This is a genomic window from Pontibacter virosus (assembly GCF_003096355.1).
Classification (GTDB): Bacteria; Bacteroidota; Bacteroidia; order Cytophagales; family Hymenobacteraceae; genus Pontibacter; species Pontibacter virosus.
Genome location: NZ_QEKI01000004.1, coordinates 317,111 through 333,353, shown reverse-complemented (window position 1 = coordinate 333,353; position 16,243 = coordinate 317,111). Strand labels below are relative to the sequence as shown.

Sequence of the window (16,243 nt, the reverse complement as noted above, 5' to 3'; positions counted from 1 at the left end):
ATAGCTAATTGACTAATTAGAGCCAGACCAGAGGGATGACACCTGCCAAGATATAAGTGCGCTTGCGTCTCAGCAGCTGTTATCTGGCTTTTGCGCTATGCTTCTGTATAACTTCTAAGGAAAGCAGCTAACGAGATGGACAGATGGCCTGTAGGAGCAAAATCAGGTGGGTGAGGTAATCCAGGGTAGGTATAGATAGCAGGTATAAGAACTACCCCGGCAAAAACAAATCACGGGCGGGTAGCAGTAGGCCAGGCATAAGGTATACGCGTCCTCTCTTAGCTCCTTGTCTGTGGCTTCCCACTGCAGCAAGGATTGTTTTACGTCAATCCCAAAAATTATGTAGCTTTAGAGGAAGCAAACATCTAATCTGAAAATGACACACCCTTATACCTTCCTTCAAAAAACGCTGCCCCTTTGCCTGGGACTGCTCGTGACTGTGCCTGCTCTTGCGCAGGACTCCAAACTGCTGGCGAAGGCCAATACTATGGCTGATAAAATCGAGCCGAAAGTGATCGAGTGGCGGCGCGACTTTCACCAATACCCGGAATTGGGTAACCGCGAAACCAAGACAGCCGAAAAGATTGCAGACCACCTCCGCAAACTAGGTATAGAAGTACAAACAGGCGTGGCCCATACCGGTGTAGTGGGCATTCTGAAAGGTGGAAAGTCCGGCCCGGTCGTGGCCCTGCGCGCGGATATTGACGGCTTGCCTGTAACGGAGCGCACTGATGTGCCTTTTGCCTCCAAAGAGCGCAGCACCTACAACGGCCAGGAGGTAGGTGTGATGCACGCCTGCGGCCACGATACCCACATCGCCATGCTGATGGGGGCGGCAGAAATTCTGGCAGGCATGAAAAACGACTTGAAAGGAACCGTGAAATTTATCTTTCAGCCAGCTGAGGAAGGCTCTCCGATAGGGGAGGAAGGCGGTGCCGCCCTGATGGTAAAAGAGGGCGTGCTCGACAAAGGGCCAAAGCCTGAAGTGATCTTTGGACTGCACATCAACTCGCAGACGGAAGTGGGCACCATCAAGTACACGCCGGGCGGGACTATGGCGAGCGCCGATATCTTCCGCATCAAAGTAAAAGGCAAGCAGTCGCATGGCGCCTACCCATGGTCAGGTATAGACCCGATCGTTGTTTCGGCGCAGATCATCAACGGACTGCAGACCATCATCAGCCGTCAGACTCAGTTGCCGGAAGGCGCCGCTGTGATTACAGTGGGCAGTATACACGGTGGTGTGCGCAACAACATTATTCCGGAGGAGGTGCTAATGGAAGGCACGATCCGGGCGCTGGACGTGGAAATGCAGAAGAAGCTGCATGAGAAGATCAACCTCACCGCCACTAAAATTGCAGAGAGCAGCGGAGCTGTCGCTGAGGTAGAGATCATTCCGCAGACCCCTGTTACCTACAACGACCCGGCCCTGACCGAGCGCATGCTCCCTACGCTGCGTACCGTGGCAGGACGCGATAAAGTGGTGCTGGCCAAGGCAGTGACCGGAGCTGAAGATTTTGCTTTCTACCAGGAAAAAATTCCCGGGCTGTTCCTGTTCGTGGGCGGTATGTCGAAAGGCAAGAAGCCTGAAGAAGTGGCCCCACACCACACACCTGATTTCTTTATAGATGAAAGCGGCCTAAAGCTTGGCGTGAAGACCCTGACCAGCCTGACTTTGAACTACATGGAAGGAAAAGGTAAGAAATAAACAGGTATAGAAAAGCCTCCCTCAACACCAGTTGAGGGAGGCTTTTTATTGACTAGCTTATTGCAGCATGAGTTTGCCTGTTTCGATGGGCGAGAGTTGACTGGTTAAGGTATAAGTATAGAGTCCCGAGGCTAGTTTGGCAGGGCGGGCGAAATCGTTTCTGCCCGGCCGCAAGGTATAGCTTGCCACCACCTTACCCGTGATGTCGCGCACCAGCAGGTGGAGGGCTGGCAGGTCGGGTGCCAGGACGGTGAACTCGCCACGTGTCGGGTTTGGGTATAGCTTCGGCCTTTCGGGAGGGAAGTCGTCGCCGGAGGAAAGCGGACGCCGCTGCTCCCCCACATAAATGTAAGCAAAGGCCCAGTCATCCTCCACTTTGGTATAGGGGAGCCTATCTCCCGTAAATTCTTCTCTCGGTCTGCCTCGCATGCCTATCAGGTAAGGTTCTGAGCGCTCCATGTCAGGGCCAGGAGTGAAGGAATAGGTAATGGCAAAACCATCTGCAGTATCCCGGAAAGTAAGCGACGTGTTGATCAGTTCTAAGGTATCTATCTCCCCGAATGGCCTGGCACTTAGTGGTAAATCACTGGCCGGATTCTTTTGCAGGTAAAATTCCAGCTTCACCGGTTGGCCAGGCCAGGTCTGAATTGAACCATCGCCGTTCACCGTCAGGCGGTTCTTATTCAGGAGGCTCATTTTCGGTTGATCCGCCCGCTCGGTCACCACGAAGCTCATGTCAACTATCATGTGGCCTATTTCCCTGCCATCACGCATTTCTGTAACTTTTAGAGCGATCACGTATTCTCCTTTTTGAGCGGGATTTGGCCAGTGGATTTCCCCAAATTCGCTCACTGTTAACCCCTCCGGAAGCCAATAACCGGGAACATCGGCAATCTCGAAAGAAGAAGATCTGTGTTTGGGAGTCACCAGATCATACTTCAGGTAGTCTCCATCCTCATCGTAGGCTAAGAAATTGTGAGTCCAGGGCTCACCTATATAGGCTGCAGTAACTGGTACGCCGGCAAGCTTTGCTCCATGCAGGTTTTGAGTAGCAGTGCCTGCCTTCACAAGTGTAACTATTTTTAAAGTTATTAAGTCGCTGGGTGCTGCCATATTTATGACTCCCCCGTTCCGGTTCTCGCCAGTCCAATGCACGGTATAGTTTCCAGGGGCGGCGTAGGTATGGCTCCAGATGAAAATTTCCTTATCATAACGATAGGAATAAGGAGTAATTCTGGCTCTTTCAACCGTCTGAACCTTGCCATCGCCCATGTTTATGGATACAAAAGGATCATCGGCCGTGGAAGCGGTTTTTGTGTAAAGTGTAAACACAAAATCAAACTTGAGCGGATTTTGCGGATCTGTTGTATAGCTGATGTGGCCGCTGTAGAGGTGCGTCGCCTGTGTTAGCAACGGCGCAAAAAGCAAAGCAGTTAAGCAAAAAAGGTGGTATATTTTCTTCATAGCCAAACAGTTATCTGTGGAAGTTTCTAAGAATACGATTTATAGGGATGTTTTAGTATTATTCATTCAATTTTTTGACTATTTGTTGCTTGCCCTATACATACACTACTTCCCAAGGGATAAATAAATGGGTTTAGAGAATCTCGCTGATGCAGGCATAAAAATTGTGCCTCAATAATATAGCCAAAAGCTTATATAACTAGGTAACAACGTGTAAGTTTTTTGCAGACGCAAAAGAAAAATTAATCTTGGGTAGCATTTTGCCTGAGCCCGACAATGTTGATAACTTTGGGGATAATTACAGCAGCACCCATGAAGCGCCCTTTCAAAAAATACATCTCCGGACTGGTCCTGGCCGTTAGTCTGGTCGCCTGCCAGCGGCCGTTGCAACCATCCGCCAACCTGAACGAGACAGACGTAGCCGTGGACCATACCATCACGGCCGATCCGGCTGTAGAGGCACTAGTAGCCCCGTACCGCGAGGAGGTGACCGTGAAAATGTCGGAGGTGGTGGGATCGGCGCCGGTAGCCCTGGGCAAAGGCGACTACGAATCGCCGCTCGGCAACTTTGTGGTGGACCTGCAACTGGCCCAGAGCGAACCGATCTACGGTAAACCCATCGACCTGTCCGTGACCACGCAGGGCGGACTGCGTGTGCCGCTGCCACAAGGCGATATCACCACGGGCCATATCTTTGAGCTGATGCCTTTCGAGAATGAAATGGTCGTGCTGACCCTGAGCGGCGAGGCTGTCAAGCGATTGTTCGACGATGCCGCGGCCCGTAAGATCACCTACATCGGCAATGCGACCTATACCGTAGCTAACGGCAAAGCACAGGATATTAAGCTCAAAGGCCAGCCCCTGGACCCGAATAAAAGCTATACCCTGGTTACTTCTGATTACCTGGCCGGAGGCGGCGATAAACTCGACATGTTGAAGAATCCGATCAAGTACGAGAAGCTGGGCCTCTTACTGCGCGATGCCATTCACCAGCACATACAGCAACTCACGGCGGCCGGAAAGCAGGTGACAACCCCAGCCGAAAAACGCGTGACCATCCTTCCATAAGCTATACCTGACCATGAAGAGAAGAGACTTTTTGAAGCACACCGCCCTCGGCGCGGCAGGTATCAGCATGCTGGGCCTGCCCTTTTCGGCAGAAGCCGCCCGCGAAGGTATTAGGCTGACCATTCTGCACACCAACGACCAGCACTCGCGCATCGACCCCTTTCCGGACGATGGGCGCAAGTACGGCGGTATGGGCGGCATGGCCCGCCGTGCCACGCTCATCGAGCGCATCCGGCAACAGGAGCCCAACGTGCTCTTGCTCGACTCCGGCGACATTTGGCAGGGCACGCCCTACTTCAATTTCTTTGAAGGCGAGCTCGAGTACAAACTCATGACTCAAATGGGTTACGATGCCTCTACGCTCGGGAATCATGATTTCGATATAGGGTTGGAAGGGCTGGAGAAGCAATTGCCACTGGCTGGTTTTCCGTTCCTGACGGCCAATTACGACTTCTCCAACACCATCCTGAAAGGTCATTTTCAGCCATACAAAGTGTTCGAAAAACAAGGTATACGGGTAGGTATATTCGGGCTAGGTATAGAGCTCGACGGACTGGTGAGCAAAAACATGTACGGCGAGACCGTATACTTGGACCCCGTGGAGAAGGCACGCGAAATGGTGCAGGCCCTGCGCGAAAAAGAGAAGTGCCATTATGTGGTCTGCCTCTCGCACCTCGGGTATAGCTACGACACCGATAAAATAGACGACCGCAAGCTGGCCACGCAGGTGTGCGGCATCGATCTGATTTTGGGAGGTCATACCCATACCTTCATGGAAAAACCGGAAGTACTGCGCCACGAAAATGGCCACGAGACAATGATTAACCAGGTAGGTTGGTCGGGCTTGTTTTTGGGCAGAATAGATGTTACATTCAGCAGAAAATCAAAGCGAAGGACCGACACAAGGACCGCTGTGTTGGCTGTGGATAACCCTGTATTAACTTCGTGAATAAATAATTTTTTGTTTAGAATAAATTAGTCAAATTTGTAACCCCCCCGCCGTCAAGGAGAGGTTTGTTTCACCAAACGAATCTTAGTGTGTTTTGGAAAATTGGATGATAAAAGACTGTTCAACAGTATGGAGTAACTGTCTACAGGTAATTAAGGAAAATATTGGAGAACAGAGCTTTAAAACTTGGTTCGAACCGATCAAGCCTTTGTCCCTGCGCGACAACGTGCTCACCATACAAGTGCCTAGCCAATTCTTTTATGAATGGCTGGAGGAGCACTATGTAGGTTTGCTGAAGAAGGTAATTTACCAGGAGCTTGGCAGTGAGGGGCGCCTGGAGTACTCGATTATCGTGGACCGTGGCAATGAGTCCAACAAGCCGCAGACGGTCAATATTCCGACCAAGAAAATACCGCAGGCCGTTGTTAATTCTTACCGGCCGGAGCAGAACTTCATCAAGAGCCCGTTCGAGTCGAAGACCATCGACCGCAACTTCCTAAACTCGCAGCTGAACGGCGCCTATACCTTCGAAAACTACATCGAGGGAGATTGCAACCGCCTGGCCCGCTCGGCAGGTTATGCCGTGGCCAACAAGCCAGGCACCACTTCCTTCAACCCATTGATGGTATACGGTGGTGTGGGACTGGGCAAAACACACCTGGTGCAGGCCATCGGTAACCATATCAAAAACAGCAACCCGGATAAGTTCGTGCTCTACGTTTCTTCCGAGAAATTCGTGAACCAGTTCATCGAATCGCTCAAGACCAACAACGTGCAGGACTTCGCCAACTTCTATTTGCTGGTAGATATTTTGATCATCGACGACGTGCAGTTCCTGAGCGGCAAGGAGAAGACGCAGGAAATGTTCTTCCACATCTTCAACCACCTGCACCAGTCCGGCAAGCAGATTGTAATGACTTCTGACTGTCCGCCACGCGACCTCAAAGGCCTGGAGGAGCGTCTGCTGTCCCGCTTTAAGTGGGGCCTCACCGCCGACTTGCAGAGCCCGGATTTCGAGACGCGTATGGCCATCATCCAAAAGAAAATGCAGGGCGACGGGATTGACATTCCGGACAACGTAGTGGAGTACCTGGCTTACAGCGTGGACACAAACGTGCGTGAACTGGAAGGCGTACTGATCTCTTTGATTGCGCAGTCGTCGCTGAACCGCAAAGAAATTGACCTGGAGCTTGCCAAGCAGGCCCTGAAGCATATCATTGAGGATGTGGAGACCGAGGTAAACCTCGACTTCATCCAGAAAACGGTGGCTGAGTACTTCCAGGTGAGTCTGGACTCGCTCAAAGCCAAGACCCGGAAGAAAGAGATCGTAACGGCACGTCAGGTGGCCATGTACTTCGCCAAGGAGTTCACCAGCCATTCACTTAAGTCCATCGGTTACCACTTCGGCGGCCGCGACCACAGTACGGTGATCCACTCGGTGCAGACCGTTTCAGACCTGATCGATACGGACAAGAAATTCAAAGTGAGCATTCAGGAGCTTCAGAAGAAATTCAAGTCAAAGGCAGGTTAAGCTATACCTGTTGCATATAAACAAAGAAGGCCATCCCTGCAGGGATGGCCTTCTTTGTTCAGAACTACCTATTCACTTCTTCTGGTCAACGAACTAATTGTTAGGTATGGCCGCTTCACTTACGTCGAAATTATGAACCTGTGCCAATTCGCGGATGCGTGATTTTATTTTTTCAATGTCACGCTTCTTACGGATCTGCTTCAGGTCGAGGTATACCTTGTTGCCGTCGCGCTGCGTAATGCGCAAGGCCATCGGTGACATGTGTACCGCTTCGATATCAGGTATAGCCGTGATCATCTTGGTTCGAAACACGCCATTCTTCTGTACGATGTATTCTGGTGTCACTTCGATGTAAGACTGTATACCAAACACAGAGGTATTCTGCAGGATCACGTAGCCCAGGAAAACGACAGCCAAACCGAAAAAGATGTAGTACAGGTAATTCTGGTCGTTAGTCGGGTTTTCGCTTACGAGCAGCATAATGGCCCAGGCCAGCCAGAAAAGGGTGAGTACCAGTTGCACCGTGAACGAGAGCTTAGCATTGCGCGAAGGGCTTAACTGTACTAAAAGCGACGATCTTGCATTACCGGCTGTTGGCATATAAGGATGTTAAAGTGAGACGAACGTGCACAGTTTATGTGCAAGCTGCAATATAGTAAATTTATTTTTTCAGTGAAGCGGTAAGTGTGATCTCAGGAACAGCTCCCAGTGCCTTTGATATAGGGCACTTGGCTTTCGACTCTTCGGCCAGTTTCTGGAATTCTTCGTCGCTTATACCCGCCACGCTCGCCTCGGTGTTCAGTTCGATCTTCATCACATGCGGTCCGCCGTCCTTTTCGCCCAGGTGCACGGTGGCGGTTGATTGCACCGACTGTGGCTCGTAGTTGGCCTTCTCGAGCAGAGAACTCAAAAACATAGAGTAGCACCCTGCGAGGGCCGCACCGATCAGTTCTTCCGGGTTGGTGGCCGAGGCGTCGTTCTCGAAGCGGGAGGCGAAGGTATAGCCTGCTTTAAAGTTGCCGGTGCCGGATTGTACCTCGCCATTACCATTTTTCAGGCCTTTGTTCCATTGGGCCTTTGCTGTGCTCTTTTTCATAAGTTTTGTCGTTAGTGTTAGTTACAGATAAATACAATACCTATAAACTACGCGAGTGCGTTTTTTGTTGGCTCTAAAAAAACGGTGTGCTGGTAAAACATGGCGAATGACTATGACAAAACCCGTTTATCTGGCTATATTTACCCCTCTAAAAAAAGAAAAACCATATGGGTGTGAAAGCATGGCTCAGTAAGCCTCTGGCCGCTTACGTGCACAAAAAACACCAGTCCTGGATACAGAACCCGGTAGAAGCGCAACAGGCTGTTTTTGAGATGATCATTAAAAAAGCACAGCAGACCGCCTTTGGCCGTGAACATCATTTTTCTCAAATAACGACTCACGCTGACTTTGTAGAGGCCGTTCCCGTGCGTGACTACGAAGGCCTTGCCTCGTACTTCAACCGCGTAAAGGCGGGGGAGCGCGACATACTATGGCCCGGCAAACCCATATACCTGGCCAAAACATCCGGTACCACGTCCGGCACCAAGTACATTCCGATTACCAAAGACTCTATACCCAACCACATAAACGGAGCGAAAGACGCGCTGCTCTCTTACATCCACGAAACAGGCAATTCCAGTTTTCTGGATGGGAAGCTGATCTTTCTTTCGGGCAGCCCGGTGCTGGACGAAGTAGGTGGCATCCACACAGGGCGTTTGTCAGGCATCGTGAACCACCACGTGCCGGGCTACCTGCGCACCAACCAGATGCCGAGCTACGATACCAATTGCATCGAAGACTGGGAAACCAAGCTCGACCAGATCATCGAAGAGACGATTGACCAGAACATGACGCTCATCTCAGGTATACCGCCCTGGGTGCAGATGTACTTCGACAAACTGATCAGACAGACAGGCAAGCCGATCAAGGATATTTTCCCAAATTTCTCGCTGTTTGTGTACGGTGGCGTGAATTTTGAGCCTTACCGCAAAAAGTTGTTTGAGTCGATTGGCCGCGAAGTGGATTCCGTCGAAACATTTCCAGCCTCCGAAGGGTTTTTCGCTTATCAGAATGAGCAGCATGACAAGGGTCTCTTGCTGTTGCTGAACGCAGGCATCTTCTTTGAGTTTATACCTACGGATGAGTATTTCAACGAAAAGCCAACCCGACTGACCATCGGTCAGGTAGAGACCGGCGTGAACTACGCATTAGTGGTTAGCAGTAACGCAGGGCTTTGGGCTTATTCCATTGGCGATACTGTGAAGTTTACTTCCGTGAAGCCCTACAAGCTGATCGTGAGTGGTCGCATCAAGCATTACATTTCTGCCTTTGGCGAGCACGTGATAGGCGAGGAGGTGGAAAAGGCGATGCAGCGCACCATGCAAAGCTACCCAATGGTAGAGTTGGTGGAGTTTACAGTGGCACCTTACGTCAGCCAGGACAAGGGGCAGTCTTTCCACGAGTGGCTGGTAGAGTTCTCGATCGCGCCCGCCAACCAGGAGGCGTTCGAAAAAGAACTGAACGCGCAGTTGCAGAAATTGAATACCTATTACGACGACCTGATTACGGGCCATATTCTGGCAGACCTGAAGATCAGGGCGTTGCCACAGGGAACGTTCCGCCACTACATGAAGTCGCAGGGCAAGCTGGGAGGACAGAACAAAGTGCCGCGCCTGAGCAACGACCGCAAACTGGCCGAGGGCCTGATCGAGTCGGCAGGCGCTCTTAACGCTAACTAAAATTAATGAAACGAATTGCTATACTTGGTTCTACAGGCTCCATCGGCACGCAGGCACTGGAGGTGATCGGGGCTAATCCTGATAGTTTTGAGTTAGAGGTGATTACCGCCAATAACAACGCCGACCTTTTGATAGCGCAGGCGCTGGCCTTTAAGCCGAATGTGGTAGTAATAGCCAACGAAGCCCTGTACGAGCAAGTGCGCGATGCCTTGCAGCACGAGGATATCAAGGTATACGCCGGAGCCAATGCCCTTAATTCGGTGGTGGAGATGGGTACTGTGGATATGGTACTGACTGCCATGGTCGGTTATGCCGGTCTGCAGCCAACCATCCGCGCCATCAAAGCCGGGAAAGAGATCGCGCTGGCCAATAAGGAAACCCTGGTGGTGGCCGGTCAGTTGGTGACCGAACTGGCTCGCCAGCAGGGCGTGAACATTTACCCGGTAGATTCTGAACATAGTGCTATTTTTCAGTGCCTGGCCGGTGAGTTTCACAACCCGATCGAGAAAATTATTTTGACCGCTTCTGGTGGGCCCTTCCGTGGGCGCAAAGCCGACGAGTTGCGCCAGGTTACCCGGGCACAGGCCCTTAAGCACCCGAACTGGGAAATGGGTGCTAAGATCACCATAGACTCGGCTTCGCTGATGAACAAGGGCCTGGAGGTGATTGAGGCGAAGTGGCTTTTCGGGCTGAGAAACGAGCAGATCGAAGTGGTGGTGCACCCGCAATCCATTATCCATTCGCTGGTGCAGTTCGAGGACGGCTCCATCAAGGCGCAGCTTGGGCTGCCCGACATGAAACTGCCGATCCAGTATGCGCTGGGCTATCCGAACCGACTCAAGTCCGATTTCCCGCGCTTCAACTTTATGGACTACCCGCAGCTTACGTTCGAGCAACCGGACCTGGAGGCTTTCCGCAACCTGCAGCTGGCATTTGATGCCATGGAGCGTGGCGGCAACATGCCGTGCATTCTCAATGCCGCCAACGAAATAGCGGTGGCTACCTTCCTGCGTGAGGAGGTCGGCTTCCTGGAGATGTCCGATATCATCGAAAGCAGTATGGCAAAAGTTGCGTATATTGCGAATCCTTCTTACGAGGACTATGTTGTAACAGACAGAGATACACGTGCTTACGCGATAGAAGCAGCAGGCAAGCTAAGCCTTTGATCGTCGCTTTGAGGCATAAATTTTTCTGTCAAAATCATCGATTCTAAATTTATTTCTTTTAAATGGATATTTTAATAATGGTGGGCCAGCTCATATTGGGCCTGACAATACTGGTTGGATTGCACGAGCTGGGACACATGTTGACTGCCAAATGGTTTGGCATGCGTGTAGAAAAGTATGCGATTGGATTTCCTCCCAAGATTTTTAGTAAGAAGGTAGGCGAAACAGAGTATATGCTGGGTCTCATCCCGCTGGGTGGTTTCGTTAAAATATCAGGCATGGTGGACGAATCGCTGGACACCGAGGCCCTGAAAAAAGATCCGGAGCCTTATGAATTTAGGGCCAAGCCAGCCTGGCAGCGCCTGATCGTGATGATGGGTGGTATTATCGTGAACGTGATCACGGGTATCGTCATTTTTATCGCTCTGAACTACTACTACGGAGAAACTTACCTGCCTGCCAGTGAAGTGAAGTATGGTGTACAGCCAAATCAGCTGGGTCAGGAACTGGGTTTTGAGGCCGGCGACAAGATCGTGGCGCTGAATGGCCGTCCGCTCGAGAACTTCAACGATGTATACTCCATGGACATGCTGCTGGACCGCGGCTCATATTATACCGTGGAGCGCAACGGCAACCAGGTGGATATACCTATACCTACTGATTTCATGGACCGCATGGCCGATAATAAGGAGCGCATGGTGTTCATTCAGCCGCGTGAGCCTTTTATGGTAGGTCAGGTAGCGCCAAACAGCACAGCAGACAAGGCCGGTTTGAAGGCGGGTGACTATATCAAATCGGTGAACGGTGAGAGTACGCTCTTCTTTAGTGATTTCCAGGCGGCGATGCAGAAGTACGCCGGCAAGCCTGTGACTATCGAGGTAGAGCGCAACAACGAGCCTGTAATCCTGAAAGCCACTGTGAACGAAGACGGTACCCTGGGCTTTTACCAGAAGCCGCTGCTGGAGTATGCAACCCGTGACTTTAGTCTGGGAGAATCTATTCCGCGTGGCACGAACCAGGCTTTTGGCGTGATCACAGCCAACCTCAAAGGGTTTGGTAAAATATTCAGAGGAGAAGTATCGGCTTCTAAGTCATTGAGCGGACCAATCGGTATCGCCCAGATCTTCGGCGACACCTTCAACTGGTACAAGTTCTGGTCGATCACAGGTATGTTGTCGATGGTGCTGGCCTTTATGAACTTCCTGCCAATTCCGGCGCTGGACGGTGGCCACGTTGTATTTTTAACATACGAAATGATCAGCGGTCGCAAGCCGTCAGATAATTTTTTAGAAAACGCTCAAAAAGTGGGCATGGTTTTATTGTTGGGCTTAATGGCTTTTGCTATATTTAACGATGTATTCAAGATAATCTTCTAACCAAAGATTCGTTTATGAGAGCCGTCGTGAAGAGCGCCCTAACTGTAGCCATACTTTTTGTTTTATTTGCATTTAATCAAGCCGGTGCTACACCAGTAGCATCGGCTTTTTCTATACCTCAGCGTTCCGCTGCAGTTGACACCACCTACCTGGTGCAGCAGGGAGATACCTACTACAGCCTGTCGCGTCGGTTTAACATCCCGCTCGACTCACTGCAAAAGTGGAATGGTACGCAACTGCAAATGGGCCAGACGCTATACCTAAAGCGCCGCGGTGCCAAGGGTAATGCTATTGCTACCAAGCCAGCAACTACTGCCAACCCACAGCGCAATGTGGTAAATGCTACGCCAGCAGCTGCAAGTCAGCCAGCCAGCACTGCAGCCAAAACACCGGCTACACCGGCCAGGCAGCCCGCCACCGCCAAGGCTGAACCTCAGGCAGCTAAGCCAGCCGCTATACCCCCTGCACAGCCAGCAAGAGCAGCGACTACAACCAATCCAACGGGCCCGGCCCGCACGCAAGCGAGTACCTCGGCTGCGGCCTCTACACTGCCAACGCTGGAGAGTAAAGAAAAGCAACGTATCCTGGTAGTACCGTTTGACCCTTACTTGTACTTCTCTGACGCCGACGACGAGATAGCTCGCCATTCTAAAATACCGCGCCAGAACGTGCGCCACGTGTTCCGTGGTAGACTAAATGCTTTGTTGGCTCCCGAAGGATACGAGACTATCAACCTGCTGGGCGGTGTTTACCGCGACAGCGTGAGCGAATTGAGCACCCTGTACAAATCGCTGAGCTACGGCTACCAGGATAACAAACAGTCGCGCTACAACCACCAGCCTACCATAAAAGCAAAGGAGCGCGAAAACGCACTGGACTGGGTGAAACGCAAAAAGAACGACCTGAATATCAGAGGCGGTCAGCCAGCTACAGTGCCCGTAGCGCAGGACGAGAACAAGCACTTTGGTGTGAAAGTGAAAGACCCGAAATTCTTCTCCCACTTCAACGGCCAGTATGGCATCGACTACTACGTATTCATCAACCAGTTTGAGGTGAAGACCAATTACGAAAACTGCCTGGACCGCGCTACCTGGAACTACGAACGCGATTTCCTGGTGCATTACTCCATCTACAACAGCAACGGAGAGCTCGTTTCAGGCAACAAGGTAAAAGTGCCTTACCAGTCCAACCTAAACGACGTGCAGCGCATTGTGAGCGACAACATGCCGAACATGGCAAAACGTGTGCTGGCTGACTTGCCGCAGGCCCAGAAATAAGTTATTCTAAGTCCTTTTCCTCGACCAGCTCAGCTTCAGAACTGTGCTCACGGCAATTGTTGCCATTATGGAGCCGGTCAGGAAGGAAACAACAATACCCATCGGAGAGCGCATAAAGGCGCTGGCATACAAGGCGTAGCCCATAAAGGCTATACCTGCCAGCGCTATACCTGCCCAGAACACGAGCTTTTGCTGAAGGCGCACCTTGTCAGGTATAGCCACGCTTGGTTGTCGCCAGGTATAGAGCAGAATGAGCAGGCCTCCTGCCATCGTGCTGCCATGCTGTATGATGCGGCAGAGCATAATTTCCTGTCCCATCATATGCATCCTACTTGTCAGCGCAGGCCACTTGCCTGCAAAGTAGCCCGTCTCGTGGGTGAAGGAATCCCAGAAAATGTGCGTGGCTGCACCGATCATGACAGAGAAGGCAAAAACAAACCACCGTTCTTTTAGGTAGCTAAGCCAGTTAAGTTGCGGTACAGCCAGGGCCCGGCGTTTAAGCCAGTTGGGGAGATGCGCAACAGCAGGCCGGCGTACGATCAGGTGGAAGACGGTCGCGATGACCAGCGCAACAGGCAGGTTAAAATACAGCAAGCCTTCCAGTGTATGCCCGCTATGCTTGAAAAGGGGGAGGAGCAGGAAATACTGAAAATCCGGTGCGATGCTGCCTGCTACCAGGCCGGTGGCTGAAAACCAGCGGCTGTGCTTCAGAAATGGCAATACGGCAGCAGGATGTGCGGCGGTGAAGGGCATAAGGCATAGAAAACAATTAAACTACCTTCCTATACCTCGCCCCTGTAGTACTGGTTTTATCAATCGGAATTCTACGCGGCGGTTAATGCGGCGGTCCTCTTCTGTCTTTTCTTCGCGCAAGGGCTTGCTGCTTCCATAGCCATAGGAGTCGATGCGCCCATCCCCAATGCGCACTTTATGCTGAATGTACTGCATGATGGCATCGGCACGGTCCTTCGACAGAATCTGGTTGAATTCAGGATCACCGGCACTATCCGTGTGTCCCGCAATCTCCAATCGGAAAGCCGGGTTCTCTACCAGGAAGTAAGCTACTTCATCCAGTACAGGCTCCATTTCTGCCGTGATATTCGACTCGTTCTGCTCAAACTCAATGTTTCGGAACACGATCGGGATATTATGATCGATCACTTTGGTCATGATCTGCAGCGAGGTGTCCTGCTGCAGCGCCAGTTCCCGCTCAATCGTGAAGAAATCCGGACTCTGGATGATCATCATGTAGCGCGAATTATCGATCAGGTGGAAGGCAAAAGAGCCGTCCGGACGAATGTACTTCGACGAGATCTCAATGCCATTGTCCAGGTCGATGATGGAAATGATGCCCGAGAGCGGTTTGTTGGAAACCGAGTCGCGCAAGACGCCCTCCAATTTGGTCACGGCCAGCGGGTGCGCTTCCATCGGCAGCGGAAAAGAGAAGAGGTCCAGGTTTTTGAGGTCGCTTTCTTCGGAGCGGGCATAGTACAGGTTCTGCGACTGCGAGTCGATGGTGAAGTAGTACTCGCTGCCCCGCCCGTTTACGAGCGGACCAATATTCCGCGGTTCCTGCCACTTGTTGCCTACCAGGTAGGTCTTGTAAATGTCGAAATCACCAAAGTTGAATAGCTGCCCGCGGGAACTGAAGTAGAGCACCTTGTACTTGGGGTGGTAGAAAGGACTCACCTCGCTCTGGCGCGTGTTGATGATCGGGCCCATGTTCTGTGCCGGTGCCCACTGACCGTTTTTGAGCTTGTGCGTGAAGTAGATGTCGGACAGACCAAAGCCACCCAGGCGGTCAGAGGCAAAGTAGAGCGTGTCTTCGTTAGGCGACAGGGTAGGCTGCGAGTCCCAGGACGGGCTGTTCACATTCGGGCCCAGGTTCTCGATCTCGTGCCAGCTGCCGTCGGGCTGCAAGGTCGCTTTGTACAGGTCGCAGTTGCCAAAGCCGTCCGGCGATTCGCAGCGGGCGAAGTAAAGCGTCTTGCCGTCGCGGGTGAGCGTGGCGGAGCCTTCGTTGTAAATACTGTTGATGGGCTTGCCAAAAGACTGTGCCTCGCTCCAGTAGCCGTTGTTGTTATGGGAGTAGTAGAGGTCTTCGTTTGGTTTGCTCTGTATACCCTGGAAAGTACGCTTCGAAGTGAAGATAAGTGTACTGTTGTCCGCGTTGAGGGTGGGGCCGTAGTCTTCGTAAATGGAATTGATGCCGTTGCCCATATTCAGGTATACCCCGCGTGGCGGCTGATAGGTCGAGATAGACTTGCGGTACTCTACCAACTCATAGTAATAGCTCAGCGGCACATAGTAGTCTTTGGTGTTCTGTTCCAGCGAGTCGTAGTAGGACTGCACCTGGCGCACATCGCTGCGGTGGTGCTTGAGCACGAGGCGGTATACCTCCATGGCCTGGTTCAGCATGCCCTGGCGCTCATAAAGCTGGCCCAGCCTCCAGAGCAGGTTGGTATCTTTGTAGAAGTTCTGTATGCCGAAATTGCGCACGTAGCCTTCGAGCAGCCTAAGGGCCTGTCCGTACTGTTTGCGTCTTTCCAGGCGCTGGATTTCCGATAGCTTTTTGGAGTCCTTGTAGTGGGCGATCTTATTCAGGTTTGGGAAATCCAGGTGCATTTCCTGGTTCGGGGCTTTTTTCTTCACCTTCACATCAGGCCCGTCCTGCAATGGCGTATGCTTTAGCTGACCCATGCACAGGAGCGGAGCCAGCAACAGCAGCAGAAAGAAAACAGGGGCTTTAAATCGTTTCATCGGCGCAGAGCATGATACCTGAAACCAAAGATATTATTTTTTAGCCTATGTTCTGAAACGATTTATTAATAATCCCTTATATTTTGGGGAGAAGCAGCAACACGGCTGCTAATGCGACAATTTGGGCGGACAGGAGCACTTGGCACAGCTCTTGACAATAATACACTCC

The 16,243-nt window shown here is 51.6% G+C and carries 13 protein-coding genes; 8 read left to right on the top strand and 5 right to left on the bottom strand.

Going from position 1 to position 16,243, the window contains the following annotated elements; translation table 11 throughout:
* Nucleotides 1-376: 376 nt before the first annotated feature.
* Nucleotides 377-1,708 (top strand): amidohydrolase, encoded by a 1,332-nt coding sequence (locus tag C8E01_RS08565; protein ID WP_116542944.1) that lies wholly within the window; start codon nucleotides 377-379, stop codon nucleotides 1,706-1,708.
* A gap of 57 nt (nucleotides 1,709-1,765) precedes the next feature.
* Here C8E01_RS08565 and C8E01_RS08560 read toward each other — a convergent pair whose 3' ends face one another.
* Nucleotides 1,766-3,172, bottom strand: coding sequence for a T9SS type A sorting domain-containing protein (locus C8E01_RS08560; protein WP_116542943.1), 1,407 nt, complete (start codon nucleotides 3,170-3,172; stop codon nucleotides 1,766-1,768).
* 312 nt (nucleotides 3,173-3,484) lie between these two features.
* Here C8E01_RS08560 and C8E01_RS08555 point away from each other — a divergent pair, with 312 nt between their 5' ends.
* The 3 genes from C8E01_RS08555 (at nucleotide 3,485) to dnaA (ending at nucleotide 6,720) form a co-directional block, all read left to right on the top strand.
* The gene (locus C8E01_RS08555; RefSeq protein WP_116542942.1) at nucleotides 3,485-4,240 is read left to right on the top strand and encodes a 5'-nucleotidase C-terminal domain-containing protein; all 756 of its coding nucleotides are present in this window, start codon (nucleotides 3,485-3,487) and stop codon (nucleotides 4,238-4,240) included.
* Between the two features lie 13 nt (nucleotides 4,241-4,253).
* Nucleotides 4,254-5,189 carry a bifunctional metallophosphatase/5'-nucleotidase gene (locus tag C8E01_RS08550; protein WP_116542941.1) on the top strand — a complete coding sequence of 312 codons (936 nt, stop codon included), beginning with the start codon at nucleotides 4,254-4,256 and terminating at the stop codon, nucleotides 5,187-5,189.
* Between the two features lie 106 nt (nucleotides 5,190-5,295).
* The gene (dnaA, locus tag C8E01_RS08545; protein ID WP_116542940.1) at nucleotides 5,296-6,720 is read left to right on the top strand and encodes a chromosomal replication initiator protein DnaA; all 1,425 of its coding nucleotides are present in this window, start codon (nucleotides 5,296-5,298) and stop codon (nucleotides 6,718-6,720) included.
* Nucleotides 6,721-6,813: 93 nt separating this feature from the next.
* Here dnaA and C8E01_RS08540 read toward each other — a convergent pair whose 3' ends face one another.
* Nucleotides 6,814-7,320 (bottom strand): hypothetical protein, encoded by a 507-nt coding sequence (locus C8E01_RS08540; RefSeq protein ID WP_243409484.1) that lies wholly within the window; start codon nucleotides 7,318-7,320, stop codon nucleotides 6,814-6,816.
* A gap of 61 nt (nucleotides 7,321-7,381) precedes the next feature.
* Entirely contained in the window at nucleotides 7,382-7,816 is a 435-nt protein-coding gene (locus C8E01_RS08535; RefSeq protein ID WP_116542939.1) for an OsmC family peroxiredoxin, read from the bottom strand.
* Nucleotides 7,817-7,983: 167 nt separating this feature from the next.
* On the opposite strand from C8E01_RS08535, the gene C8E01_RS08530 reads away from it, so the two are divergent.
* The 4 genes from C8E01_RS08530 to C8E01_RS08515 all read left to right on the top strand — a co-directional run bounded on the left by C8E01_RS08530 (nucleotide 7,984) and on the right by C8E01_RS08515 (nucleotide 13,314).
* Nucleotides 7,984-9,495: a GH3 auxin-responsive promoter family protein gene (locus C8E01_RS08530; RefSeq protein ID WP_116542938.1), complete on the top strand. Its 1,512-nt coding sequence runs from the start codon at nucleotides 7,984-7,986 to the stop codon at nucleotides 9,493-9,495.
* A 5-nt stretch (nucleotides 9,496-9,500) separates the two neighbouring features.
* On the top strand, nucleotides 9,501-10,661 hold the full coding sequence (locus C8E01_RS08525; protein WP_116542937.1) for a 1-deoxy-D-xylulose-5-phosphate reductoisomerase: 1,161 nt from the start codon (nucleotides 9,501-9,503) through the stop codon (nucleotides 10,659-10,661).
* Between the two features lie 62 nt (nucleotides 10,662-10,723).
* Nucleotides 10,724-12,037 carry an RIP metalloprotease RseP gene (gene rseP / locus C8E01_RS08520; RefSeq protein WP_116542936.1) on the top strand — a complete coding sequence of 438 codons (1,314 nt, stop codon included), beginning with the start codon at nucleotides 10,724-10,726 and terminating at the stop codon, nucleotides 12,035-12,037.
* A 14-nt stretch (nucleotides 12,038-12,051) separates the two neighbouring features.
* Entirely contained in the window at nucleotides 12,052-13,314 is a 1,263-nt protein-coding gene (locus C8E01_RS08515; protein WP_116542935.1) for a LysM peptidoglycan-binding domain-containing protein, read from the top strand.
* A gap of 6 nt (nucleotides 13,315-13,320) precedes the next feature.
* Here C8E01_RS08515 and C8E01_RS08510 read toward each other — a convergent pair whose 3' ends face one another.
* Both C8E01_RS08510 and C8E01_RS08505 read right to left on the bottom strand, forming a co-directional pair.
* Entirely contained in the window at nucleotides 13,321-14,067 is a 747-nt protein-coding gene (locus C8E01_RS08510) for a DUF4184 family protein (protein WP_116542934.1), read from the bottom strand.
* Between the two features lie 21 nt (nucleotides 14,068-14,088).
* Nucleotides 14,089-16,074, bottom strand: a complete 1,986-nt coding sequence (locus C8E01_RS08505; protein ID WP_116542933.1) for an OmpA family protein — start codon at nucleotides 16,072-16,074, stop codon at nucleotides 14,089-14,091.
* Nucleotides 16,075-16,243 lie beyond the last annotated feature (169 nt).